Annotated in this window: 21 protein-coding genes and 3 tRNA genes; 16 read left to right on the top strand and 8 right to left on the bottom strand. The window is 31.0% G+C overall.

The genetic code is table 11. The features are described from left to right. Nucleotide 1: 1 nt before the first annotated feature. The gene (clpX, locus tag ACLGLP_RS04775; RefSeq protein WP_492112145.1) at nt 2-1,264 is read left to right on the top strand and encodes an ATP-dependent Clp protease ATP-binding subunit ClpX; all 1,263 of its coding nucleotides are present in this window, start codon (nt 2-4) and stop codon (nt 1,262-1,264) included. Between the two features lie 8 nt (nt 1,265-1,272). Beyond that, entirely contained in the window at nt 1,273-3,696 is a 2,424-nt protein-coding gene (gene lon / locus ACLGLP_RS04780; protein ID WP_492112146.1) for an endopeptidase La, read from the top strand. A 6-nt stretch (nt 3,697-3,702) separates the two neighbouring features. On the opposite strand, the gene rho is transcribed toward lon, so the two are convergent. Then, entirely contained in the window at nt 3,703-5,043 is a 1,341-nt protein-coding gene (gene rho, locus ACLGLP_RS04785; RefSeq protein ID WP_492112147.1) for a transcription termination factor Rho, read from the bottom strand. A gap of 106 nt (nt 5,044-5,149) precedes the next feature. Continuing rightward, nucleotides 5,150-5,222: transfer RNA gene (locus tag ACLGLP_RS04790), tRNA-Asn, on the bottom strand. Between the two features lie 160 nt (nt 5,223-5,382). Here ACLGLP_RS04790 and ahbB point away from each other — a divergent pair. Beyond that, complete coding sequence (ahbB, locus tag ACLGLP_RS04795) at nt 5,383-5,856, top strand: siroheme decarboxylase subunit beta (RefSeq protein WP_492112148.1); 474 nt, start codon at nt 5,383-5,385, stop codon at nt 5,854-5,856. A 3-nt stretch (nt 5,857-5,859) separates the two neighbouring features. On the opposite strand, the gene ACLGLP_RS04800 is transcribed toward ahbB, so the two are convergent. Next, entirely contained in the window at nt 5,860-7,152 is a 1,293-nt protein-coding gene (locus ACLGLP_RS04800) for an ArnT family glycosyltransferase (protein ID WP_492112149.1), read from the bottom strand. A 57-nt stretch (nt 7,153-7,209) separates the two neighbouring features. Here ACLGLP_RS04800 and ACLGLP_RS04805 point away from each other — a divergent pair, with 57 nt between their 5' ends. Both ACLGLP_RS04805 and ACLGLP_RS04810 read left to right on the top strand, forming a co-directional pair. Continuing rightward, complete coding sequence (locus tag ACLGLP_RS04805; RefSeq protein ID WP_492112150.1) at nt 7,210-7,761, top strand: hypothetical protein; 552 nt, start codon at nt 7,210-7,212, stop codon at nt 7,759-7,761. Continuing rightward, entirely contained in the window at nt 7,739-9,823 is a 2,085-nt protein-coding gene (locus ACLGLP_RS04810; RefSeq protein WP_492113731.1) for an ATP-binding protein, read from the top strand. The genes ACLGLP_RS04805 and ACLGLP_RS04810 overlap by 23 nt, the downstream gene beginning before the upstream one ends. 9 nt (nt 9,824-9,832) lie before the next feature. Here ACLGLP_RS04810 and polA read toward each other — a convergent pair whose 3' ends face one another. Beyond that, complete coding sequence (polA, locus tag ACLGLP_RS04815) at nt 9,833-12,433, bottom strand: DNA polymerase I (RefSeq protein WP_492112151.1); 2,601 nt, start codon at nt 12,431-12,433, stop codon at nt 9,833-9,835. 110 nt (nt 12,434-12,543) lie between these two features. On the opposite strand from polA, the gene rpsU reads away from it, so the two are divergent. From rpsU to ahbA, 5 genes are all read left to right on the top strand, one after another. Continuing rightward, a complete protein-coding gene (rpsU, locus tag ACLGLP_RS04820) occupies nt 12,544-12,753 on the top strand; it encodes a 30S ribosomal protein S21 (RefSeq protein WP_492112152.1) in 210 nt (69 codons plus the stop codon). Nucleotides 12,754-12,777: 24 nt separating this feature from the next. Further along, a complete protein-coding gene (locus tag ACLGLP_RS04825) occupies nt 12,778-15,084 on the top strand; it encodes an endonuclease MutS2 (protein ID WP_492112153.1) in 2,307 nt (768 codons plus the stop codon). A 202-nt stretch (nt 15,085-15,286) separates the two neighbouring features. Further along, on the top strand, nt 15,287-17,047 hold the full coding sequence (gene dnaG / locus ACLGLP_RS04830) for a DNA primase (RefSeq protein WP_492112154.1): 1,761 nt from the start codon (nt 15,287-15,289) through the stop codon (nt 17,045-17,047). Then, nucleotides 17,044-18,597: a sigma-70 family RNA polymerase sigma factor gene (locus ACLGLP_RS04835; RefSeq protein ID WP_492112155.1), complete on the top strand. Its 1,554-nt coding sequence runs from the start codon at nt 17,044-17,046 to the stop codon at nt 18,595-18,597. The genes dnaG and ACLGLP_RS04835 overlap by 4 nt, the downstream gene beginning before the upstream one ends. After that, on the top strand, nt 18,587-19,597 hold the full coding sequence (gene ahbA, locus ACLGLP_RS04840; RefSeq protein WP_492112156.1) for a siroheme decarboxylase subunit alpha: 1,011 nt from the start codon (nt 18,587-18,589) through the stop codon (nt 19,595-19,597). Before ACLGLP_RS04835 ends, ahbA begins: the two co-directional genes overlap by 11 nt. Here ahbA and ACLGLP_RS04845 read toward each other — a convergent pair. From ACLGLP_RS04845 to ACLGLP_RS04855, 3 genes are read right to left on the bottom strand one after another with little or no spacing between them, the layout of a single operon-like run. After that, nucleotides 19,590-20,465, bottom strand: a complete 876-nt coding sequence (locus ACLGLP_RS04845) for a sulfite exporter TauE/SafE family protein (protein ID WP_492112157.1) — start codon at nt 20,463-20,465, stop codon at nt 19,590-19,592. The genes ahbA and ACLGLP_RS04845 overlap by 8 nt on opposite strands. A 2-nt stretch (nt 20,466-20,467) precedes the next feature. Beyond that, entirely contained in the window at nt 20,468-21,460 is a 993-nt protein-coding gene (locus tag ACLGLP_RS04850) for a tetratricopeptide repeat protein (protein WP_492112158.1), read from the bottom strand. Next, nucleotides 21,399-21,746 carry a hypothetical protein gene (locus ACLGLP_RS04855; RefSeq protein ID WP_492112159.1) on the bottom strand — a complete coding sequence of 116 codons (348 nt, stop codon included), beginning with the start codon at nt 21,744-21,746 and terminating at the stop codon, nt 21,399-21,401. The genes ACLGLP_RS04850 and ACLGLP_RS04855 overlap by 62 nt, the downstream gene beginning before the upstream one ends. A 68-nt stretch (nt 21,747-21,814) precedes the next feature. Between ACLGLP_RS04855 and sixA the strand changes: the two genes are divergently transcribed. The 6 genes from sixA (at nt 21,815) to tsaD (ending at nt 24,937) form a co-directional block, all read left to right on the top strand. Continuing rightward, the gene (gene sixA / locus ACLGLP_RS04860) at nt 21,815-22,276 is read left to right on the top strand and encodes a phosphohistidine phosphatase SixA (protein ID WP_492112160.1); all 462 of its coding nucleotides are present in this window, start codon (nt 21,815-21,817) and stop codon (nt 22,274-22,276) included. 73 nt (nt 22,277-22,349) lie between these two features. After that, nucleotides 22,350-22,421, top strand: a tRNA-Val gene (locus ACLGLP_RS04865). Nucleotides 22,422-22,462: 41 nt separating this feature from the next. Further along, nucleotides 22,463-22,540, top strand: a tRNA-Asp gene (locus ACLGLP_RS04870). A gap of 137 nt (nt 22,541-22,677) precedes the next feature. Then, a complete protein-coding gene (locus ACLGLP_RS04875) occupies nt 22,678-23,352 on the top strand; it encodes a YdcF family protein (RefSeq protein WP_492112161.1) in 675 nt (224 codons plus the stop codon). Further along, the gene (locus ACLGLP_RS04880) at nt 23,349-23,936 is read left to right on the top strand and encodes a D-sedoheptulose 7-phosphate isomerase (protein WP_492112162.1); all 588 of its coding nucleotides are present in this window, start codon (nt 23,349-23,351) and stop codon (nt 23,934-23,936) included. The genes ACLGLP_RS04875 and ACLGLP_RS04880 overlap by 4 nt, the downstream gene beginning before the upstream one ends. A gap of 2 nt (nt 23,937-23,938) precedes the next feature. Beyond that, nucleotides 23,939-24,937 carry a tRNA (adenosine(37)-N6)-threonylcarbamoyltransferase complex transferase subunit TsaD gene (tsaD, locus tag ACLGLP_RS04885; protein WP_492112163.1) on the top strand — a complete coding sequence of 333 codons (999 nt, stop codon included), beginning with the start codon at nt 23,939-23,941 and terminating at the stop codon, nt 24,935-24,937. On the opposite strand, the gene ACLGLP_RS04890 is transcribed toward tsaD, so the two are convergent. After that, nucleotides 24,934-26,316, bottom strand: a complete 1,383-nt coding sequence (locus tag ACLGLP_RS04890) for a sigma-54-dependent transcriptional regulator (RefSeq protein WP_492112164.1) — start codon at nt 26,314-26,316, stop codon at nt 24,934-24,936. The genes tsaD and ACLGLP_RS04890 overlap by 4 nt on opposite strands. Nucleotides 26,317-26,377 lie beyond the last annotated feature (61 nt).

The following is a 26,377-nucleotide window of genomic DNA, read 5'->3' on the forward strand; positions in this document are numbered from 1 at the left end:
TATGAAAGATTTTACTAAAGAACCCAGGTGTTCTTTTTGTGGAAGAGCACAAAGTGAAGTTAAAAAGCTCATAGCAGGTTCGTCTGCTTACATTTGCAATGAATGTGTAGAGCTATGTAATGAAATTCTTGAAGAGGAGTACGAAAGAGTAAATCTTTCAGATGAAGGATTGGTTAAACTTCCTAAACCTGCTGAAATAAAAGCCTATCTTGATCAGTATGTAGTTGGTCAGGAAAGAGCAAAAAAGATACTTTCTGTAGCAGTTTATAATCATTACAAAAGAATAGAATATCAAAAATTAAATAGAAGAAGCTCAAAAGATGTTGAGCTTCAAAAAACTAATATTTTGCTGATTGGACCAACAGGTTGTGGTAAAACCCTTATGGCTCAAACTTTAGCTAAATTTTTAAAAGTTCCTTTTACTATTGCTGATGCTACTCCTCTTACTGAAGCGGGTTATGTAGGAGAAGATGTGGAAAATATTCTTCTTTATCTTTTACAGGCTGCCAATTATGATTTAGAGCTTGCTCAAAAGGGAATTGTTTACATTGATGAGATAGATAAAATTGCTAAAAAAGGAGAGGGACCGTCTATTACAAGGGATGTTTCTGGAGAGGGGGTTCAGCAGGCACTTCTTAAAATTCTTGAGGGAACCATAGCTAATATTCCACCAAAGGGAGGAAGAAAACATCCTCAACAGGAATATATCAAGATGGATACCACAAACATCCTTTTTATTTGTGGAGGAGCATTTGTAGGATTGGAAGAAATAATAAAAAGAAGGCTTGGTAAAGGATCTATAGGTTTTGGTGCAGAAATAAAAAATGTAAAGGACTTAACTTTAGGAGAAATTTTATCCAGAGTTCAGCCAGAGGATTTAATAAAATACGGATTTATTCCTGAATTTGTAGGAAGACTTCCTGTGGTTGCAACTCTTGATGAACTCACGGTAGATGATTTGATAAGAGTTCTTACTGAACCAAAGAATTCAATAATAAAGCAGTATCAAAAACTTTTTGAAATGGAAGGGGTTGAGCTTAAGTTTACTGAAAGTGCTCTAAGAGCGGTTGCTGAAGAAGCAGCCAAAAGGAAAACAGGAGCTCGTGGATTGAGATCAATAATTGAAGAAGTAATGGTAGATGTAATGTATGAGATTCCATCTTTAACAGATGTTAAAGAGTGTGTGGTTACTGAGGAAGTAATCTTGAAAAAAGAAAGACCGATCTTAATTTTTAATAAAAACAAAAAAGCAAAGGAGGGATAAATAAAGTAATGTTTGATGAAAGTTTAAAGGTTTTACCTTTACTACCTTTAAGAGAGATTGTAGTATTTCCTTATACTGCGGTTCCTCTTTTTATTGGAAGAGTAAAAAGTATTCTTGCTATTGAAAAGGCTTATGAAGGAGACAAATTGATCTTTCTTTCTGCTCAAAAAGATGCCAAACTGGATAATCCCACCGAGCAGGATATATATAAAGTCGGAACCATATGTAAAATAATTCAGCTTTTAAGACTTCCTGATGGAACTTTAAAAATTTTGGTAGAGGGTTTAAACAGAGGAAAGATTGTTAGATTTTTATCTGATGCAGATTACTTTAAGGTTGAGGTTGAACTAAAAACTGAAATCATTGAGGCAGATTTAGAGACAACGGCTCTTTTGAAGCTCTGTAAAGAGGCTTTGGAAGAATATTCTCATTACAATAAAAAAATAAATCCCGAGTTGGTTAATAATCTTCTTAATGTAGAAGGTCCTGCAGAGTTTTCCGATAGACTTGCAGCTATTTTGAATCTTAAGTTAGAGCAAAAACAGAAACTTCTTGAAACTATTAGTGTTAAAAAACGTTTAGAATTTCTTCTCAATTATCTTAAAGGTGAAGTAGAAATTATAAAAATTGAGTCCCGCATCAGGGAAAGAGTAAAAAAACAGATGGAAAAGACTCAGAGAGATTATTATCTCCATGAACAGATGAAGGCTATTCAAAAAGAGCTTGGGGAAAGAGAGGATGGTAGAAGTGATCTTGCAGAACTGGAAAAGAGAATAAAAAAGAAAAAACTTCCTAAGGAAGTTGCAAGCATAGTAAGAAGAGAGTTTAAAAAACTTTCTCTTATGTCTCCAATGTCAGCTGAAGCAACAGTGGTTAGAAATTATATTGATTGGCTTATTAGTCTTCCCTGGTATGAGCAGACGAAAGATAATATAGACATAGAAAAGGTAGAGGAGTTACTTAATAAAAATCATTATGGATTGGAAAAACCTAAGCAAAGGATTATAGAACATTTAGCTGTTCAAAAACTTACCAAATCTATCAAAGGACCTATTCTTTGTTTTGTTGGACCTCCTGGAGTAGGTAAAACTTCTTTAGCTAAGTCTATAGCTGAAGCTATTGGAAGAAAATTTGTCAGAATATCTTTGGGTGGAGTTAGAGATGAGGCAGAGATAAGAGGGCATAGAAGAACTTATGTAGGAGCTTTACCTGGAAAGATTATTCAGGGAATGAGAAAAGCAGGAACTATTAATCCCGTTTTTTGTCTTGATGAGGTTGATAAAATAGGTATGGATTTTAGAGGAGATCCAGCTGCAGCGCTTCTTGAGGTTCTTGATCCTGAACAAAATCATTCTTTTCAGGATCACTATTTAGAGGTGGGATACGACTTATCAAAGGTTCTTTTCATTACCACTGCTAATACTCTTTATACTATTCCACCGGCTTTACTTGACAGAATGGAAATTATAGAGCTTCCTGGATATACTGAAGAAGAAAAATTAGAAATTGCTAAGAATTATTTATTGCCAAGACAACTCCAGGCTCATGGGCTTACGCCTGAAATGGTTCCTATAGATGATGATGTTATCTTAGAAATTATCAGAAAATATACCAGAGAAGCTGGAGTTAGAAATTTAGAAAGAGAGCTTGCAACCATTTGTAGAAAAATAGCAAAAGATGTAGCTAAGAATCCTCAAGAATTTAAACCTTTTAAAATTACAATTTCTAAGCTTGGAGAATTTTTAGGTGTTCCTAAGTATAGATATGGAGTAGCTGAGGAACAACCTCAAGTAGGTATAGCCACAGGGCTTGCCTGGACAGAAACAGGAGGAGCTTTACTTCAGATTGAAGCAGTTATTATGCCTGGAAAAGGAAACCTTCAAATTACAGGTAAACTTGGAGAGGTAATGCAAGAATCCGTTCAAGCAGCAATGAGTTATGTGAGATCAAGAGCACTTCAATTAGGACTTCCTTTGGATTTTTATAGAAAAGTTGATATTCATGTTCATGTTCCTGAAGGAGCTATACCAAAGGATGGTCCAAGTGCAGGAATAACCATAGCAACCGCTATTATTTCAGCACTTTTAAAGATACCTGTTAAAAATACTGTTGCTATGACAGGAGAAATAACTCTTAGAGGAAGAATTCTTCCTATAGGAGGATTAAAAGAAAAACTTCTTGCTGCAGTTAGAGGCGGAATAAAAACCGTTCTCATACCTAAGGAAAATGAAAAAGATTTAAAAGAAATTAATCCTAAAGTATTGAAGGATTTAGAAGTGATATTGGTTGATAATATGGATGAGGTTTTAAAGATCGCTCTTCTTCTTGAAGATCCTTCCACGCTCTTTAGAGAAGCTCCCTCTCTTGACATTTGGAAACTTATGGAATTACAAGAAAAGGTTAAAGATCAGACAGTAGCTTTAGAACATTAATAGCATTTATTGATTCATCTTATTTAAGAATTCTTCATTGCTTGAAGTATCTTTCATCTTTTCGAGTAAAAATTCCATACATTCTACTGGACTTAAAGGAGAAAGAACTTTTCTTAAAAGCCACACTTTATGAAGAATTTCAGGTGGGAGAAGAAGTTCTTCCTTTCTTGTTCCGCTGAGATGGATATCAATAGCAGGCCAAATTCTTCTATCTGCAAGGCGTCTGTCTAAAACTATTTCCATATTTCCAGTACCTTTAAATTCTTCAAAGATTACTTCATCCATTCTGCTTCCTGTATCAATGAGACAGGTAGCAATAATAGTGAGACTTCCTCCTTCTTCTATATTTCTTGCTGCTCCAAAAAATCTTTTTGGTTTGTGAAGAGCATTAGCATCTATTCCTCCAGAAAGAAGTTTACCACTTGAGGGAACCACCACATTATAAGCTCTTGTTAAACGAGTCAAACTGTCAAGAAGAATAACTACATCGTATTTACATTCTACTAATCTTTTTGCTTTTTCAATGACAATTTCTGCAACCTGAGTATGCTTTTGAGGAGGCTCATCAAAAGTAGAACTTATAATTTCTGCTCTTGGAACAGTTCTCTGCATCTCTGTAACTTCTTCTGGTCTTTCATCTATAAGAAGAATAATGAGGTGCACATCTGGATAATTAGTTACTATTCCATTGGCTATGTTTTGCAATAAAACCGTTTTTCCTGTCCTTGGAGGAGCAACAATGAGCCCACGCTGACCTTTACCAATAGGAACAAAAAGATCAATAATGCGGGTTGAATAGTTATCAGGAGTAGTTTCTAAACGAAGCCATTTATTAGGATGAATAGGAGTTAAATGATCAAAGGGAGTCCTTGTTCTTACAACATCTGGAGGATAGTAATTAACCTTTTCAATCTTTGCCAGAGCAAAATACTTTTCTCCCTCTTTTGGCTGTCTTATATAACCTAATATTGTATCTCCAGTTTTAAGTCCGAATTTTCTTATTTGAGGGGGAGAGACATAGATATCTTCTGAGCTTGGAAGATAATTATAATCGTTAAATCTCAAAAAACCGAACCCTTCAGGTAAAACCTCTAAAACACCCTCTACAATAACCTCTATCTCTCTATTAAGCAAATTGCTTACTATCTGATAAATGACTTCAGACTTTTTATAATAATTATAAATATTCTCAATTCCCAATTTTTCTCCTAAGGCATATAGTTCAGTAAGGGTTTTTTTTCTAAGTTCTGAAAGGTATACCGGAGAAGTAATTGTTTCAGGAAACTCTTCAGGAAGAAATACTTCTAAGTTTTCAGAAGTGAGTTTTCCATTTGCTTGTTGATCCATACCTTTTTCTCCTTACTAAAGGATTTTTGTTTTTACTAAAAATAGAAATTGCATTTTTAAGATTTTTAAGATTTTACTAGAATTACAAGATTTTAAGAGTTTAAAGCTCCCCGGGCAGGACTCGAACCTGCAACCTACGGGTTAACAGCCCGCCGCTCTGCCTGTTGAGCTACCGGGGAACTTTATTCTCACTCTGCTAAAACAATCAAATTAAATAATAAAATCGAATTTTCCTTTTGTCAAGAGGAAAAGTCTAAAAAATCTTGCTATAAATTTTAACATAAAGTATAATAACTTCAATCCTTATAGTTTTTTACCGCTTTCTATTTTAAAAGTATTATGGAAAAACTTTCTGAAAAAGAAAAAAAGGTTTTAAAACATTTAATAGAAGGGATTCCTCTATCAAAATGTCCTTTCCGTGAGATTGCTAAAAACATAGGGCTTAAAGAAGAGGAGGTTTTAGAAATTACTAAAAATTTACTTGATAAAAAAATAATTAGAAGAATAGGGATAACTCTTAGACAAAATCTTGCAGGTATTGAAGGAAACGCCATGGTTGCTTGGAAAGTTCCAGAAGAAAAAATAAAAGAAATCGGTAAATACTTAACTGAGCTTAGCTGTATATCTCACTGCTATCTTAGAAAAACTTACAAAGATTGGGATTATAATCTTTATACTATGATTCACGGAAAAGATAAAACTGAAGTGGAAAGAAGAATAAAAGAAATTTCAGAAAAATTTGGTCTTTCAGAGTATCAAGTTTTGTTTACTAAAAAAGAAATAGTTAGAAAGCACGCTAAATATGAACTTTAACTTTTAATCGCATTTTAACAAAACAAAGGACATATTAAACTCTTTTGCCTCAATAATTTTTGTGCAATTATTAAAGACTTTTTCATACCTCTTTTTGGTAATTATAAGCCCTTTTTTTAATTTTTGGGGATTTTCTATTTCGGGGATACATTTTTCAAGATAAAAAGGCAGATTGGCAAGATCACTTTTATAGAAATAAACCTCACCTTCATAAGTTTTTAAAAAGTTTTTAGCCTGAACAGTAAAACGATTTTTTTCATAGATATTACTAAAAAGTAAAATCAGAATTAAAAGTAAAAATCCAGAAAATATTGCAATGCATTTAATATATCTTTCAGAAGTGAAATTAGCTAAGATTACACAAAGAGGTGGATAAGCAAAAAGAATGTAATGATGAAGTTTATTTTTAGAAAAGCTATAAAAAAGAAATACAAATAAAAACCAGAATAAAAAAGGTTTAATAGGTGAAGTATACATAGATTTAATTTTGGAAAAAATTTTAAAATAAATAGGTATATAAAAGAAAGTAGTTAATAAAACAATTATGAAATAAAAGTAAAAGGGATAAGGATGAAAGAGTTTTTTACCTGTATATCTGAAAAAATTTTCTTGAAGAAAAAATTTATAAAAATAGGTATATCCAAATTTATAAAGCATAAAAAAATACCAAGATCCTCCTATAAGTATAAATAAAATAATTCCCCAAATATTAAAAATAGGGAATCTTTTTTGAAAAAGCCAGAAGAATAAAATTACCACAAAAGGAAGGATAACTCCTACAGGTCCTTTAGTAAGAACTGCAAAGGCTAAAAATATCCATCCCCAAACGGGTTTTTCTTTTATAAAAAAGTAAATACTTCCGATAGAAAAAAAATTAAGAAGCATCTCAGGTGTAAAAGCTCTTGCTTCTATCCAGATATGAGGAAGTGTTAAAAAAATTAAAATGCTTTTTAGGGCAATGTTTTTATCTAAAAACTCTTTAACTATTAAATAAAAAAAAAGTATTAGACCTATGGCAGATAATCCTGAAACGAGTCTTAAGGAAAATTCGTTTACTCCAAAAATTAAAGAAGTTACAGTGCCTATCCAGTAAAGCATAGGTGGTTTTTCAAATCTATAATCGCAGTTATAGTAGGGAATCAAAAAATTTTTCGTTTTTATCATGTTTAAAACCACATAGGCATTTTTTCCTTCATCAGAAGAGGTTATATTTATAGACCAGTTAAAAAGAACTAAAAAGTAAAAGGAAATTATTAACAAAAGGATTATTCTTTTTTTGTCAAAAAATTTATCCATTTTTTTAACTATACTTTAAGTTTTCAACTTTTAAAATCGTGATATTATAGTTTTAAAATGAGAATTTTTAAAGATTTTTTTCTTATAATAGTTTTTTTTCTTGTTACCAACCTTTATGCTTTTGAAATAAAGGAATTAAAAGGCTATTTTTATGAACAAAATTTTCTTATAAATATTTTTTTTAAGGATTTTCCCTTTCAAGAGCTGGTTCTTGCACTAAAGGAGCAAAAAAATCCTGTTTTGATAGACTACGAGTTTGAAATTTATCAAAAGCGTCTTTTCTTAAAAGATGTCCTTTTATACAGAGATAAATACTATCAAAAACTTTATTATGATCCTGAAAAAAACTTGTATTATTTAGAAGATAACTTTAGTCTTAAAGCCTTTGAAAGACCAGAAGATGCAGTACTTTCTATAATTAATTTAGAATCCTATTTGCTAAGATATACCCTTCCACCTGATAAAAACTCACTTAAACTAAAAGTGAAAGTTATTATTACCTATAGCCTCCATCTTTCAGATGAGCTTAGGTATATCAGAAAAGAACGCTTCAAAAAAATAGAAGCAGAAAAGATCGTTGGTTTTGATGAACTTTTGGGGAAGAGTTAAAAACGCTATTAAAAAATGTAAAATTTTTATTTTTATTTTTGGTCTTATCGTTATTACTTTATGGTTAGAATTTAACATTTTTGATTTTTCGTTTTTCAGTTTATCTCAAAAAAATGTTTTAGTTTTTTTACTTTTTCAGCTCAATCTTATTTTTATTCTCGTTCTTCTTTACTTTATTTTTAGATATGTTTTTAAAATTTTCTGGGAAATACAAGTTGGTAAAATATCAAAAAGCATAAAATTTAAACTTTTTGCTACTTATTTTATTTCAATAATATTTCCTTCTCTAATATTAATTTTAGGAAGCTTTTTCTTTTTTAAAAAGACCTTGGACTACTGGATTAAAGAATTTTTTGAAGAAAGGGTTATATCTCAATTTATGAAGGCAGAAGATTATTATAAAGAAACGGAAAGATATCTTTTAATAAAAGGTCAGGAAATTATTAAAGACTACATTTTAAAAACTGAGAAAATAAGAAGTAAAGATCTGCGAGAAAAATACAGATACTTTTCTGATCTTGATTCTATAGAAATTTATAATTATGCTGGAGAGCGTTACAAAAAAACCTATTCTTCAAATATTTCGGAAAAACTTGGTATTCCCCCTTCTATTCTGGAAAAACTTAAGAAAGAAAAAATTCCTGTAACCCAGATTTCAATAATAGACTCCAGAGTACTGTTGCGGGTTTTTATTCCCTGTAAGGATAAATACGGAAATGAATGGATTCTTGCTACTGGAAAGGTTTTAAATCTACAAAAATTTGCTGAAAGTAAGTCTTTTCCAGAAAAAAAATACTTTCAAGTATTCAAAAAATTTCTTTTAATGGCAGGTATTTCTGTTTTTTTGCTTGTAATTTTTGTGGGTATATGGGTGGGAAGTAAAATTGGAAGAAATCTAACTGAACCTTTAAGAAATCTTGTTTTAGCTACCCAAAAAATTTCTCAAAAAGATTATCAAATAGAAGAAAGCAAACTTACTTCTTCTTCAGAAGACGAAATAGGCATATTGATGAAGTCCTTCAAAGATATGGTTAAAAAAATTAAAGAATACGAAGAAGAAATGAAAAAATATAATGAATATTTAATCTCTATATTGAACCATCTTCCTGTAGGGATACTCATATTTGATTCTAATTTCCAAATCAGATATCTTAATGAAAGTCTTAAGAAATTTTTAACAAATTATGGCTTTGAGAGTGTAGAGGAGCTTTTAAATTATTTAGATTTCTATAATTTAGTTCATACCTTAGATTTAGAAGTTCCTTTTTACAAGGTTTTTGAATTTAGCAAAGAAACAAAGGAAATATTTTTAGGATTAACAATTTTAAAGTTAAATTTATTTCGTGAAGAAAATCTTATGGTTATTCTGGAAAATTTAGAGGAAAAAGAAAACTTAAAAAGGCTTTCCATTTGGAAAGAAGTGGCTATGAGAATAGCTCACGAAATAAAAAATCCTTTAACCCCTATTAAACTTTCCGTAGAAAGACTAAGAAAAAAGCTTGAAAAAAACCTTGAGGGGGAAAATAAAGAGACACTTCTCAAAACAACCGAAATAATAGAAAAGTATGTAGAGGAGCTGAGAAAGTTGGCTACAGATTTTTACTATTTTTCCAAAAAACCAATTCTTAACTTAGAAAAAAGTAGTTTATTAGAAAATATTATAGAGGTTGTTAATTTATATGAACTTGCCTATCCCGAAGTAAAATTTATTATTGAGGCTGATGATGACGGAGAGTGTATATTTGATAAATTCCATTTTAAAAGAGTATGGATTAATTTGATTGATAACTCTATAAAGGCTATGCAAGAAAAGGGAGAAATAAAATTTTTTTTAGGAAGATCAGATCAACAGGTTATAGTAAAAATGGTAGATAATGGAAAAGGTATTTCTGAAGATATAATAAAAAAAATTACCGAAGGAGATTTAGTAAAACTAAAAGAACTTGGGACGGGACTCATAATGGCTTATTCCATTATAAAACTGCATAAAGGGACTTTTGAGATTGAAAAAAATGAACCTTCTGGAACTTCTATAGTTATAAAAATTCCCTGCACACTTTAATTAAGAATTTTACTTACATTCTGCCCAGTTCTTGCCAAAGGAAAAGTTTACTTTTATAGGAACATTGAGTTTATAAGGAAGATTTAAATATTCGAAGGGATTTTCCATAATATTTGGAGCTAATTCTTTGATTTTTTCTACTTCATTTTCTGGAACTTCAAGAACGAGCTCATCATGTACCTGTAAAATTATAGCAGACTTAAGGTTGTGTTTTTTTAGTTCCCTTTGTAAAGCAACCATAGCACATTTTATAAGATCTGCGGCAGATCCTTGAATAGGAGTATTTATGGCTATTCTTTCTCCTAATTCTTTTATACTTCTGTTTGAACTGAAAAGTTCCGGAACATAACGCTTTCTTCCTGCTAAGGTTTTTACATAACCATTTTCTTTAGCGAATTCTATAGTTTTTTGGATGTAATCTTTTATTTTGGGATAACGACTGAAGTAACGGTTAATAATGGTTTCTGCCTCCTTTGGGCTTATTTTTAATTCTTTTGCCAAGCCGTAGGCACTCATTCCGTAGGCTATACCAAAATTGATAGCTTTGCTCATTCTTCTCATCTCAGGGGTTACTTTTTCTGAAGGAACTCCAAAAACCTCACACGCAGTAAAGGTGTGAATATCTTCTCCTTTTTTGAAAGCTTCAATTAAATTTTCATCACCAGAAAAGTGAGCAAGAATTCTTAGTTCAATTTGTGAATAATCAAGACTGCAAAGTAGATTTCCCTCCTCAGCGATAAAGGCTCGTCTTATAGCTAATCCTTCTTCACCTTTTATGGGAATATTTTGCAAATTAGGATTTTGTGAACTCAATCTTCCTGTTGCTGTTCCTGTTTGATTAAATTCTGTATGGATTCTGTGAGTTTTTGTTGAGGCATATTTGAGAAAAGCTTCTAAATAGGTGCTTTTTATTTTATAAAAAGTTCTGTATTGCAAAAGATAGCTGACAAAAGGATGAAGTGGAGCAAGTTCTTCTAAAACCTCTGCATCAGTTGAAGGAAAAAGTCCTTTGGGTGTTTTCTTTATTAAAGGTAGCTTTAATTTTTTGAAAAGAATCTCTCCTACTTCCTGACTTGATCTTGGATTAAACTTACAACCTGCTAATTCAAATAGTTTTTCTTCTAATTCTTTTAGTTTTACTTGATACTCCTTATTAAGAGTTCTTACATAATCCAGATCTATCTTAAATCCCTTTTTTTCCATTTCAAAAAGAATTTCACTTAAAGGTATTTCAACTTTTCTAAGCCACTCTGTTAACTTTTCTTCTTCTATCTTCTTATACAACTCTTTTCCTAATAAGAAGAGACCACAGATTTTTACAGCAGCTTTACCATTTTTGTAAATTGTAGAAGGCTCTAACACGATGTCTAAGTATTCTTGCAGTAAAAATTCAAGGTCATATTTTTTTAAAGAAGGGTTTAAAAGATAACCTGCCAGTTTTGTATCGAAAACTTTATTTAAAGGGATTTCAAAAGTTTTTAAAAAATCTTTATAATCGTGAACAATAAATTCAGCCTCTGAGAAAGTTTTGACCAAATCTTTTAAATGGATAGCAGATAGTTTGTAGGCTTCCTTTTCAGAAAAAGCTAATAAAATATCAGAGGGTTGTGCTATGGAAAAAAGAGAACTGTGAGTTTTCATAGGTAAAAGACTTAAGAGATCACCTTTTGGAAGGTCAGAAAGATCTTTCTTTTCTATTAAGATAGGTTTGAATTCAGGAGGAGTGTATTTTATTTCTGATAAAAGTTTTCTAAATTCTAATTCTTTAAAAAGCTTTCTCAAAACAGAATAGTCAGGCTCTTTTCTTAAGTAGTAAGATAATTCATAAGATGGAAGGGGAGCACTGAAATTTAAAGTTAATAAAGTGAGATTATTAAACACCTGATCTTTATACTTTATCAAAACCTCTCCAAGTTTAGAGGAAGTTAACTTTTGAATGTTTTGGTATAGATTTTCCAGATTTTTAAATTTTATTAAAAGATCTTTTGCCGTCTTTTCTCCAATTCCTGGAATGCCAGGGATGTTATCACTTGGATCTCCGATTAAAGCTCTAAATTCTGGGAAAACTTGAGGTGGAAATTGATATTTTTCTAAAAATGAGTTTAGATCTAAAAATTTTTCTCTTACTGGGTCGTAGATGGATATTTTTTCGTCAATTAAAGGATATAGGTCTTTATCTCCTGCAACAATAATAGCTGGGAGATCCACTTTTTTAATTATATTTTTTACGAAAGAAGCGATGAGGTCATCTCCTTCATATCCAGGGGAGGAAAGAACAGGTATACCAAGAGCAGAAACGATAGTTCTTATGTAGGGAATTTGAATTTTTAGATCATCTGGCATCTTTGGACGGGTAGCTTTGTAATTTTCATATATTTTGTGTCTAAAGGTTGGTTCTTTTTCGTCCATAAACCAAATAACATACTTTGGCTTCCACTCCTTAAGTATTTTTAAAATCATCTGAGTTACACCAAATATAGCCTTCGTGGGCAACCCTTTTGTTGTGGCTAAATAACCTGGAATGGCAAAATAGGCTCTGTAAATAAAAGAAGAACCATCTATTAAAATTACAGAGTCTTTATCAAAATTATTTGAAAAGACCTTATTCATAGGTAGAAACATTTTTAAAACATTTTAAAATAAAATCAAGTAATTTCTTCTTGACAAAATTAGAAAAGAGTTTAGACTTAAGCAAAATTCTTAAAAAGGAGGGGATGTTTTTGGCAGGAATAATAGTTAAGGAAGGGGAGTCTTTTGAACAAGCATTGAAAAGATTTAAAAGATTGGTTGAAAAAACAAAAATTCTCTCAGAAATAAAAAAGAGGGAGTTTTATGAAAAACCTGGAGTAAGAAGAAGAAAAAAGATGCAAGCTGCTCGTAAAAAATTGCTTAAAAAACTTAAAAAACTTCAACAAAAATCAAAAGCTTAAGTTTTTTATAAGCTTTGTTTTTAGGTGCTTAAATTTTTAAACAAATTAGATTGGAATCGTCTACTTAGTTTTTTAAGTAATTTTCTATATTCGGATTTTTCTAAAGAAATTTGTTCAAAATTAACTCCCTTTTTTTCTTATGAAGAAGCGGTAAAAGCACAGGAAAAAACCAAGTTTATCTGGGACTTAATAGAAAAAGGAGAAAAATTAGAACTTATTTCCTTAAAATCTTTAAAAGCTTCATTTAATAAGGCATTTAAGAGAGGTTTTTTTCTTCCCGTTGAACTTACAGAAATTAAAAAGTGGTTTATCACCTTAAAAAAACTAATTCCCTATCTTGAAAATTCTCCTTTTAGCATTCTCAAGAGTTTATACGAAGAGCTTGAGAAAATAGATTTTTATTTTGAAAAAATACTTGATTGGGAGAGAGCCGAAATAAAAGATAAAGCCTCTTATGATTTATTTATTATAAGAAAGAAACTTAAAGAAACAAGGGAAATTTTATTTTCAAGGCTTGAAAAAATAAAAGAAAATCTTTACAAAAAAGGTTATCTTCAGGAAAATCTCTTTACGCAAAGAGAGGGAAGATATGTATTGCCAGTTAAGGTAGAATACAAAAATAAGGTTAAAGGTATATTACATGAGGTTTCTCAAAGTGGAGCCACGGTGTTTATAGAGCCAGCAAGTATAATTGAGATAACCAATGAGATAGAAACTCTAAAGCATGCAGAACAAAGAGAAGTGGTTAAAATTTTGAAGGAAGTTTCAAGGGAAATTTTTTCTTTTTCTTCTTTGTTTTTTAATTTAGAAGAAGCTTACGCGGATTTTGAAATAGCTTTTGCTAAGGCAAGCCTTGGTAAAGTTTACAAAGGAAAATTTCCTCTTTTAAAAAGAGAAGGGACAATAAAAATTCATTTAGGTGCGCATCCTTTATTAATACTTAAAAAACAAGAGAAACCTTTCCAAAAAATAGTTTACAATGATTTTATAGTTGAGAGTGGTCTTTTAATTTCAGGTCCTAACTTAGGGGGGAAGACAGTTTCTTTAAAAACCATAGGTATTCTTACTCTTATGGCACAAGCTGGTTTTCCCATCCCAGCTGAAGAAGCAGAAATACCTGTATTTTCTAAAATCTTTGTTGATCTGGGAGATGACCAGGATATGATAGAAGGAGAATCTTCATTTTCTTCACATCTTAAAAGCTTAAAAGAAATTCTTGATAGTGCTAACGATAATAGTTTAGTTTTACTTGATGAACCTGGAAAAGGGACTAATCCAGAAGAGGGAGTAGCTTTAATTGCTGCTGTTATCAGTGAGTTACTTAAAAGAAAAACAAAGGTAGTTATAACTACCCATTCTCAATTTTTAAAAGCACTTGCCTTAAAAATGGAGAATCTAAATGTAGCTACTATGGAATATGACTTAAAGACCAAGGAGCCTACTTATAGATTGATATATAATGCTTGGGGAGAATCTTTAGCCTTTGACCTTGCTAAAAAGCTGGGATTTTCAGAGAAAATTTTGGAAGAAGCTACTAAATATTTGAAAAATAAAGAATATTGGGAATGGTATAAAATGATAGAAGAAGAAAGAAAAAAACTTAAAGAATTGGAAAAGGAACTAAAACTAAAATTGAAAGAGGTTGAGGCTAAAGAAAAATTCCTTGAGGAAGAAAAAAAGAAGTTGAAAGATACCTATGACAAAAAAATAGAAGAGCTGATGTCTTTTTGGAATGAAGAATTTAGAAGGACGATAGAAGATGTGAAAAAGAAAAAGGATTTTAAAAAGGCAAGTAGATATTTTGAGGAATTCGTAAACAGATTTTTAGAAGCAGAAATAAAAGAAGAAATTAAAGAAGGGGATATAGTGTTTGTTTTGCCTTTTCAAAGAGAAGGAGAAGTTTTAAAAATAAAAGACAAAATGGTAGAAGTAAAGCTTGGAGGGTTTAAATTAGAAGTTTCCAAAGGAAATATAATTAAAAAACATTTTGAGAATAAGCCCTTAGATTCTAAATATTTAAAGTTTAGAAGTAATTTAAAATTGGAGAATCCTCAAAATATTTACGAAAAATTCAGAAATAAAAAATGGGAAGTTTTGCTTATAGGATTAAGTGTTGAAGAAGCTTTAGAAGAGGTTGAGAAGGTTTTAAACAAAGCCTTTTTGGAAGGATTTCAAAGAGTTCATTTAATTCACGGACACGGAACAGGTAAACTTAGAGAGAGCGTAAGAGACTACCTTAAAAAACATCCTTTGGTAAAGGATTTTAAATTTGCAGATCCTGAGGAAGGAGGAACAGGAGTAACTATTGTATATTTAGAAGAAAAGAACTAAAATAAAATTCGTAAAAACTCTTGAACTTTTTAAAAACTGTGTTAAAAAAATATTAAGGTTTCTTTTAATTCTTATTGAACAGTCTATGGGGCAGATTAGTAAAATCTTCTTGTATTCAAAAGTTTTCTTTCTTTCTCAAAAGGCGCACATAAGTATTTGTAGAGTTTAAGATTAAGCTAAATTTTAAAAACTTTATAAAAATATGCCTTTAGAAGATCTTTTTGAGGAAGTAAAAAAGTCTTATGACATTGTAGAAATAGTTTCTTCTTATGTTAAGCTCAAAAGAGTAGGAAGAAATTTTGTAGGATATTGTCCTTTTCATTCTGAAAAAGTTCCTTCCTTTGTAGTTAGTCCTGAAAAACAAATTTTTAAATGTTTTGGATGTGGAGTAGCAGGAGATGTTGTGACTTTTTATACAAAAATAAAAGGTATTTCTTTTAAAGAGGCACTTCTTGAGCTTGCTGAAAAGGCAGGTATCACAGTAGATAAAAAATACTTTGTTGAAAAAAAGAAAGAAAAAGATTTAGCAGAGCTTAATTATAAAGTTGCTAAATTTTATCATCATCTTTTATATTTCCACAGCTCTTCAGAAGAAGCTAAGAATTATCTTAAAGAAAGAGGAATAAGTGAGGAAACTATCAAGTATTTTTTATTAGGCTTTGCTCCTCCTGATGGAAGAGTTCTTGCTGGATATTTGAGAAATTCCTCTGAAGAACTGACAAAAGGTGAAGAACTTGGTCTCATAAAAAAAACTCCTGACGGATCTTATATTGATCTTTTTAGAGAAAGGATAATTTTTCCTATTTTTAATCTTAGAGGGGAGTGTGTAGGATTTGGTGCAAGAGCTTTAAACAAAGATGTAGAACCTAAATACTTGAATACTCAAGAATCAAAGATTTTCAAAAAAAGTGAAATTCTTTATGGGCTTTACCAAGCAAAAGAATTTATTAAAAGAGAAAATCAGGGAATTTTAGTAGAAGGATATTTTGATTTTCTAAGTCTTTGGGAAAAAGGTATAAAGAATGTAGTTGCTACCTGCGGTACTGCCTTAACAGAAGCTCATGTAAAACTTCTTAAAAATTTTACAGAAAATTGGATTATTTTTTACGACGGAGATCTTGCAGGTAGAAAGGCAACCTTAAGGGCTATTTCTTTATTTTTGAAAGAGGGTATCTTACCAAAGTGTGGTTTGCTTCCAGAAGAAGATGATCCAGATTCCTGGGTAAGAAAGCAGGGGTTAAAGAATGAAGAGCTAAAAAAGAAAATAGAAGAGCAGGCAGTGGATGCTATTTCCTTTGTTATTGACTTTTATAAAGAAGAATACAGAGAAAATCCCTCTAAAGCATTTAAGGAAATGATGGAAGTTTTTAAATTTACAGAAGATCCCTTTTTAAGAAATAGAATTGCAAGGGAATTAAACTTTAATTTAGGAATTTTTGAAAGTGAAATATTTAAGTATTTCGCTAAGAACACCTATGCAAAGGAAAAAATAGACGAAGTAATAGAAAAAAAGGATGGTAGAGAAACACTTTTTTTAAAGAAAATTTCTCAATTTTTGATAAACTATCCAGAATGTTATAATGAACTTGAAGCTTCAGGTCTTTCAGAGTTTGTCGAGGCTTATTCTACAGTAGTTTATGGGAGATTTTTAAAATACTTAATAGAGGAATTTAAAAAGGGTAATACCGAAATTGAGTACATTCCTGATCTTGAATTTCAAGAAATATTAAGTGATCTTCTTTTAGAACCCCCTTTTGAAAATAAAGAAGAGGCACTTTCTCATATAAAGGAATATATAAAAAGGGAGCTTGCGAAAAAAGACATAAAAAAAATTACAGAAAGTCTAAAGCTTCTTCAGATGAAGGGTTCAAAAGAGGAAATAGAAAAATACCTCTGGATTTTAAAAAGTTCTTTAGCAAATAAATTAACAGAGAAAATAAAAATTAAAGGAGGGGAATGGTGAGCCTCCAAAAAGATAGAAAGTTTTGCTTATTTAAAGATGATGTAACTTTTGAAGAAGTATTAGAGGAAGATAAAGATGATTGGTTTGAGGATGAAAATGAGGAAAAAACAAAGAGTTTAAAAAGGAAAGTAGATGATCCCATTAAAATTTATTTTAAAGAGGTATTTTCTCATAATCTTCTAACGCGAGAAGATGAAGTAAGAATTGGCAAAACCATTGAAGAAAACGAAAGAATTATTTTAAAAGAAGTATTAAATTACTATTCTCAGGTTATAAAGTTTTATCATTTATTGATTAAAGCAGAAAAGAATAGAAATCTTACTCTTCTTTTTAAAGACTATGAAGAACTTTCAAGAAATGGAGAAAAAGCTCAAAAATGGCTTGAAGAATTAAAATCAAATATAAATAAATTGGTGGAAAAATTTAATAAAAATAAAAAAGAAAAACTTGTAGAAAAAATTATAGACATAGTTTATGTAACAAGACCAACAAAAGTTTTACTTGATGAACTTGCTTGTGAAATATTAGAAAGTTACAAAAAAATTAAAGAATTTTACAAATTTAAAGAAAAACTTCAAAAAGATTATTTATTGAAAGAAACAGTTTTAAAAAGAATCTTTTCATTAAACGGAAAAAGGGATTACATTGAAAAGTGTTTAAAGAGGATGCATTTAGAAAAATTTGATGTAGAAAAGATCAAAAAAGAGGTTTACGAATATAATAATTTTCTTAAACAAATAAATGATTATTTTGGAGAGCCTTTAGAAAGAATATACGAAAGTGGAGAGGTAATTTGTAAAGCTTTACAGGAGATCAAAAAAAATAAAGAAGAGTTAGTAAAAGCAAATCTTAGATTGATAATATCCCTTGCTCGTAAGTATTCTCCTAAGGATATGTTTTTAAGTGATCTTATTCAGGAAGGTAATATAGGTTTATTGAAAGCTATAGAAAAATTTGATTATAGAAAGGGATTTAAGTTTAGCACCTATGCTACTTGGTGGATAAGACAGAGTATAACCAGATATCTTGCTGAAAATACAAGAACAATAAGAGTGCCTGTGCATATTATTGAGCTCATATATAAAATAAGCAAAATTATTTCAACAAGGTTTTATCAAGAGTATGGAAGAGACCCCACGCTTGATGAATTAGCTAAAGAAACAGGGTATTCTGTTGAAAAACTCAATTACATTTTTAAAGTAATGAAACAACCCATTTCTCTTGAAACGACAGTTGGGGAGGATGAAGATACAACTTTGAGAGATTTTATAGAGGATCAGAATGCCGTTAAACCTGATGAGGTAACCTTTAACACAGCTCTTTCAGAAAAAGTTAGAGAACTTCTAAAAACCCTATCTCCCAGAGAAGAAAAAATTATTAGACTGCGATTCGGGATAGGAGAAAGAGAAGCCTGTACCCTTGAAGAAGTAGGGAATAAATTTGGTGTTACTAAGGAGAGAATAAGGCAAATTGAAAGTATGGCCTTAAGAAAGCTCAAACATCCCAATAGAATTAAATTGCTGAAAAACTTTTTAATTTATGGCTCTTAGCGAAATTTCAGAAGCAGTTAAAAAGGATCTTCTTAATATTATTCAAAAAAATTTTCCTTTGAAAAAGCGTCCTTTTCTTGAAATAGGTAATTTATTAAATATAGAAGAAGAAAAGGTAATTGAAGTTTTAAAAGAGCTTCAAAAAAAGAAAATTTTGAGGCAAATTTCAGCTATATTCAATCCTTGGTTTTTTGGACATAAATCTGCTCTTTTTGCCTTTAAAGTTTCTTCCGAAAAACTTGAAAAAGCAATATCTATTATAAATAAACACCCTGGAGTTAGTCACAACTACTTAAGGGATCATAAATATAATTTATGGTTTATTTTGGTTAATTTACCAGAAAGAGATCTTTTAAAAGAGGCTCATAGATTGGCTGAGCTTTGTGAAATAGATGAATATCTGTATTTGCCAGCCTTAAAAACTTTTAAAATTTCTACAGTTTTCGAGAACGAAGTTATCAACAACTATGCTAAAGAAGAGATTTTGGAAACAGAGTCTGGAAAACTTAATAAAGATTTTTCCGAAAAAGATAAAAATTTGGTTAAAGCACTGCAAGAACCAATTCCTTTAGTTAAAAATCCCTTTGAAAAGATCGCAAATTCTTTGGGAATGGAAGAAGAAGAGATCTTTTCTTGGATTAAAGAAATGAAAAAGAAAGGAGCTTTAAGAAGATTTGGAGCACTTCTAAAACATGACAAGCTGGGATTTAAAACAAATGTAATGGTAGCTTGGGAGGTAGAGAAAAATAAAATGGAAGACATTGTCAAAAAACTTTCTAAAAATTTATTTATAACTCATTGTTACGAAAGAAAAACCTATCCCCATTGGAAATACAATCTTTATACTATGTGCCATTTTAAAGAAGAAAAAGAAAAAGAAAAAATTCATTTGCTTGCAAGAGAATTTGGAATAAAAAATTATGTTATGCTTGAAACGATAAAAGAATTAAAAAAAGTCAGACTAAAATTATTTTACGACTTAGAAAAAAACTTTATTTAAAAAATGAAACAATGTATCTAACAGAAATAAAAAGAACTGCAAGTGTTATTATAGCTCTTATAAGTTTTTGAGGCATATATTTTTGAGTTTTTGCGCCAAGATAAAGTCCTAAGGCACCTCCTATTCCAAAAAGAAATCCAAGTAACCAGTCTGGTGGATTTCCACCGAGGGTAAAGATTATAACTCCAAATACTGAAGTAATACAAGTTCCAGCAAGTGTTGCTCCAGCAAAAACATAAGCTGGAAGCCTAAAAAAAGCAAGTAATATCGGAGCCATTAAAGCTCCTCCACCAATCCCATAGATTCCTCCTATTATTCCTATTACAAAGGCAAGAATAGTAATAACGAAAGAGTTCACTTTAAATGTCTCTTGAGAATATGTAAATTCTAAGGATCTCCAGTTAAAAACAAGAACCTTTGGTGGTTCTTTAGAAAATTTGATTTCCTTTTTAACTGCAAAAAATTCATATATCAATCTTACAAATATTACAAAAAGAACCAATCCCACCAATAATTTAAATTTTTTTAATTCTACAAAAAATGAAATTCTTAAAAAATAACCTATAAGAACTCCAGGAAGGGTTCCCAAAATAATTATTAGAGTTAGAGGATAAAAAAATCTTTTTTCTTTCCAATATCTATATACTCCAAAGGGAATGGCAAAGACATTAAAAAGATGGTTCGTAGCGCTCACAGAAGGAGTGGTAAATTTAAGAACGCTTACCTGGAAAGGAAGTAATAAAAAGGCACCACTAATTCCTCCTGCAGCACATAAATAAGAAATGACAAAAGAAACCAGGGGAGGAATAATGATAGAAGTCTTTACATGAGAAATAGGAAAAGTAACAGTAAAAGGTAATTCTACCATACTTAATACCCTCTCAAATTGTTGTATCTGTAATAACAATCTCTATACCAGCTTGCGTCCTTAGGTCCAAGCTCTAAAGCTTTTTCGTAATTTTTTAAGGCTAAACTTAAATTCTGCTTTTCTTCGTATATTCTTCCTGCATAATAGTAAGAAATTCCATTAAAAGGAATAAGGGCTTTTCCCTTTTCAAAAAACCTTAAAGCAGTGTCAAAATTTTTAAGTTTAAAGTAAACCATTCCAGAAATTATGTTTGCTGTAAAAAATTCCGGATCGTATTTGAGAGCAAGATCTGAGTATTCTTTTGCTTTTTCTAAATTTTTCTCTTCTGCTTCAATCTTTGCTAAATAAACTAAAGCAACAGTATTTTTGGGATAAAGTTCTAAAGCTTTTTTGAAATAACTTTTTGCTTCAATTATGTTTTTATCTTTATAAGCCTTTTTTCCTTTTTCTACATAATCGTAAGATTCTTTCGTTTTAACGAGATAGTTTTTAACCTCGTGAAACCTTTGAGTATCTTTTATTAATATCCCGCTTGGTTTAAAGGTAGCGATATGCTTTTTTGCTTCCTCTATTCTTGATTCTGGTAAAGGATGAGTTGAAAGCCATGCAGGAGGTCTCTTTTTTTCTAACTTTTTAAATTTTTCAAAAACCTCAATCATTCCTTCAGGAGAATATCCAGCCTTAAAGGCGTATAAAAATCCATACCTATCTGCTTCTCTTTCCTGATCTCTACTAAATTTAAGGGTTAAAAGGGAGGCTGAAATTTGTCCAAGTTGTAAAAGTATTTCTCCGCTTAAATTTTGGGGAACAAAAAGACTACCCACTTGTAAAATAAAGCTTAAAGCTAATTGTTTTGCCAGAAATTTTACATGGTGTCTTGCATTTATATGTCCCAGCTCATGGCCAAGAACTCCTGCAAGTTCACTTTCACTATCAAGTTGTAAAAGAAGTCCTCTTGTAATTACAACAGGCCCCTCCTGGTAGGGCAAAGGCATTTACAATTCCAGAATTTACAACATAAAATTTGTATGGAAGTTTTCTTTCAGTTACCTTAGCAATTTTTAATCCTACAGAATTTACATACTCCTGAACCTCTTTTTCTGGATAAAGTCCTTCAAATTCGTCAATGGAAGAAGGAGTATATAGGTTTCCTAATTCTACTTCTTTTTCTTCAGAGATAAGGGTAAAAAATGGCTTTTCAGAATTAGAGGTTGTGCAAGAGACTAAAAGAAATAAAAGAAAAAATAAAAATAAAAACCATGAAAACTTAATATGTTTCATTGAAGTTTTATATTATAATTAAATTAACCAATATGGCAAGTAAATTATCTAATAAGGGGGTGATAAAGATGAGGTTATATCTTGTTCAGCATGGAATTCCCAAACCTGAATCTGAGGATCCTCAAAAACCTCTTTCTGAAATTGGAAAAACTGAAGTTGAAAAGGTGGCTAAGGCTCTTAAATTAGCAGGAATTAAAGTTTCAAAGATTTTTCATTCAGGAAAACTCAGAGCAAAGGAAACTGCGGAAATTTTAGGAGATTATTTAAATCCCTCGGAAGGAATTGCAGAAGCAGAGGGGCTTAACCCTCTTGATCCGCCAGATATTTGGGCAAATAAATTATTTGAGTTAAAGGATCCTATCATGTTAGTTGGGCACTTACCACATTTACAAAAGCTTTGTTCTTTTTTAATTATAAAGAATTCAGAAAAGCCTGTTATCAAATTTAGGCAAGGAGGGGTTGTAGCTCTTGAGAGAGATGAAAAAGGGGAGTGGATTATTTTATGGACAATTTATCCAGATTTCTTATAAATTATCTGAGTTTGTAATTTACAAATGCTTGACAAAAGCAAAATTTAGATTAATTTAATTTAAAATTATGAGTGGGCGGATAGCTCAGGGGGAGAGCATCGGCCTTACAAGCCGGGGGTCAGAGGTTCAAATCCTCTTCCGCCCATTTGTAAATTTTAAAATTTGAGTTATAATTTAATTCAACAAGGGGCTGTAGCTCAGCACGGTTAGAGCGCCTGCCTGTCACGCAGGAGGCCGCGGGTTCAAGTCCCGTCAGCCCCGCCATATTTTTTATGGAAAATTGGTTACCCTCTCTTAAAAGATTCTTTCTTTTTTTATTCTATCCTTCAAGTTTAATTTTTATTATTTTCCTTTTAATTTCTATCTATGTAATCCTTGAAAAAAGAAAAGGGAGAAGAAGATTGTTGCTTTTTCTTGCCATCATTCTTTACTATTTTTCCTCAACCCCTTTTTTACCCTATTTTCTTTTAAAGCAACTTGAAAAAAACTATTTTCCTCCTTCTGAAGAAAAAATAGTTAACACAAAAAATATAGTCGTACTTACTGGAAGAATTTATGGAGAAGAAAACTTAAGTTTAGAGGAAAGATTTAGTAGGGAGACCTTAATAAGACTTTTTAAGGCTTTAGAGTTAAAAAAAGATTATCCAGATAAAGAAATAATTCTTCTGGGAGGGTCTTACGAAGATAGATTCAATAAAGGAGCTTCCTATCTTAAAGAATTAGCTGAAAAATTTGGTTTTAAAGTCAAAGCAGTTGATACACCTCTTGATACTATAACAAGTGCTAAAGTTTTAAAGGATTACTTTTTAAAAGAGGGGAAAAAAGCTGATACTCCTTTCTTACTTTTAACTTCTGCTTATCATCTTCCGAGAGCAATGTATCTTTTTAAAAAGGAAGGGTTAAATCCTATACCATATCCTACTAATTATAACTACAAACTTTGCATTCCATCTTTTAGTATATGGAAATTTTTGCCTAACGATCTTTATATAAATTTAACTAACAGAGCAGCTCATGAATACTTAGCTTTGGGGTTTTACAAAATAAAATATTTTATTTTAGGAATAATAAAATGAAAAAAGTAGAATTAAAAAAACGAATTTTTGAAATTTCAGAGATTTCAAGAAAGGTTCAGGAAAGCTTTATTGAACTTGAAAAAGATAAAATTGTAGAAGTTGTTCTTCTTGCTAAAAAAGTCATTTTAAAAAATGGGAAAATTCTTATTTTTGGAAATGGAGGAAGCGCAGCAGATGCTCAACACTTAGCAGCTGAGCTTGTTAACCGTTTTAAAAAGGAAAGGACACCTCTTCCAGCTATAGCTTTAACAACAGATACTTCTATTTTGACTGCTATTGCAAATGATTACAGCTTTTCGGAAGTTTTTTCAAAACAAATTTTGGCTCTTGGAAAAAAAGGAGATATAGCTCTTGGAATAAGCACAAGTGGAAGGTCTTTAAATGTGATAGAAGCCTTAAAGGTTGCCAAAGAATTAGGATTATATACAGTAGGACTTAGTGGAGGAGATGGAGGTTTGATGAAAGATTTATGTGATTACCTTATTTTAGTTCCCAGTCATGAAACTCCACGCATACAGGAAGGGCATCTTTTATTTTTACACATTTTTTCAGAACTCTTAGAAGAGGTTATTTTTCAAGATTAGAAATGCTTCTTGCTATAGAAACTTCTTGTGATGAAACAGGAGTTGCTCTATTTTCTGAAGAAGGTTTTTTAGTAAAGCATCTTCTTTATTCACAGGTTGCTCTACATTCGCCTTTTGGAGGAATAGTTCCTGAGATTGCCTCTCGCAAACAATTGGAAATTTTACCCCCTTTGATTAAAAAACTTTTAGATGAAACAGGTAAATCTTTAAGAGAAATTAAGTGTATTTGTGTAACCTTTGGTCCTGGATTGATAGGTTCTCTTTTGGTAGGGGTTTCTTTAGCCAAAGCCTTAAGTTTTGCACTTAAAGTTCCTATCATAGGAGTTGATCACCTACAGGCTCATCTTTTTTCTATATTCTTAGAAAAGGAGGTAAGATTTCCCTATATAGGACTTCTTGCTTCTGGAGGACATACTGCACTTTTTTTAGTAAATTCTTGGGAGGATTATAAACTTCTCGGGCATACAAGAGATGATGCAGCAGGAGAAGCCTTTGATAAAGTGGCAAAGCTTTTGAAACTTTCATATCCAGGTGGACCTGTTATAAGTAAACTTGCAGAAAAGGGAAATAGAAAAGCCATTTTTTTTCCAAGACCACTTTTAGAAGAAGACACCTTTGATTTTAGTTTTTCAGGATTAAAAACAGCAGTTCTCAATTATCTAAAATCTGTTTCTCAATTTAAAATAGAAGATGTGTGTGCAAGCTTTGAAGAAGCTGTTTGTGAAGTATTGGTGGAAAAGGCTTTAAAAGCAAGTTATAAATTCGAAATTCCAAGGATTGTTGTTGCAGGAGGAGTGGCTTCAAATAAGAGATTAAGGGAATTATTCAATGAAAAAGCTAAAAAAGAAGGAATTGAAGTATTTTTTCCTTCTCCAGAGTTTTGTACTGATAATGCTGCTATAGTGGGAATAGTAGGATATTATAAGTGGAAAAAAGGGCTTTTTGATTTCTTAGAAAAAGAACCTTATGCCAGAGCTACTTTTGAAAAATTTAAATTTTAGTCGGTAAGTTCTTCTTTTATGTTAAGTTCTTTTATTTTTTTCTGTAAATAAGCTCTTTCTAAACCAATTTCTCTTGCCGTTTTAGAGATATTTCCCTTATATTCTAAAAGTTTTCTTTTAATAAATTCTCTTTCAAAAAGAAGTTTAGCTGTTTTGTAATTTTTTTCTTTAAACCAGTAATCGGCGTCTTGTTCAGTTTTTTTCTTCTTTTCTATTAGATTTTTAAAGTCTGAAGGAAGGTCTTCATAACCTATTTCTGAGGAAGAGGATATTATAACAAGTCTTTCTATAAAATTTTTAAGTTCTCTTACATTTCCAGGCCAATCATATTCCATAAGTGCGGAAAGGGCATCCTGTTTAATAATCTTTTTTTCTGAACCAATTTTGTAGCTAAATTCTTTCAGAAATTCCTCTACCAGTATGGGAATATCTTCCTTTCTTTCCCTTAACGGAGGTATATAAATAGGGAAAACATTTATTCTAAAAAATAGATCTTCTCTAAATTTCCCCTTTTTTATTTCTTGAAGCAAGTTTTTATTCGTAGCAGAAATTATTCTTACATCAATTTCTATGGATTTATTACTTCCTAAGCGTTCAAATTTTTTTTCTTGTAAAACTCTTAGAAGTTTTGCCTGTGCATCAAGACTTAAATCCCCGATTTCATCTAAAAAAAGAGTACCTTTGTGAGCCACTTCTAATTTTCCTTTTTTAAAGCTTTGAGCTCCTGTGAAGGCTCCCTTTTCGTATCCAAAAAGTTCTGATTCTATAAGGGTTTCTGGAATTGCTGCACAATTTATTTCCACAAATGCTTCCTTTGCTCTTTTTGAATAAAGATGTATTAATTTTGCAACTACCTCTTTTCCCACGCCAGATTCTCCCTGAATTAAAACAGTAGTATCTGTGGGAGCAACCTTCATAATTAGTTCTCTTATACTCTGTATAGCAGGAGAAATTCCTGATAGTTTTACCTCTCCAAAAACATTTTCTCTAAGTCTTTTGTTTTCTTCTTCTAAAAGAGCAATTTTTAAAGCATTTTCTACTGTAACTATGACTCTTTCGTAAGAAAGAGGTTTTTCAATAAAATCAAAGGCTCCTAACTTTATTGCCTTTACTGCTGTTTCTATATTTCCGTGTCCTGAAATTACTATAATCTGAACTTCAGGATAAAATTTTTTAACCTTTTCCAAAACTTCAAAACCGTCTATGTCTTTTAGCCAGAGATCAAGAAGAATTACTTGAGGTTGGCTAATATTTATTTCTTTTAGGAGTTCTTTACCCCAGAGAAAGGTTTTAACTTGGAAGTTTTCGTCTTTGAGAATGTCTTCAAGGATTTCAAGAATGCCTTTTTCATCATCTAAAATCCACACTTCTCCTTTCATAATCAAATCTAATATTATTCTTATCTTTTCCCTTGTCAACCATTTCCGAAGTGACAGATTA

It is taken from the genome of Caldimicrobium sp. SLHALR3 (assembly GCF_058692735.1).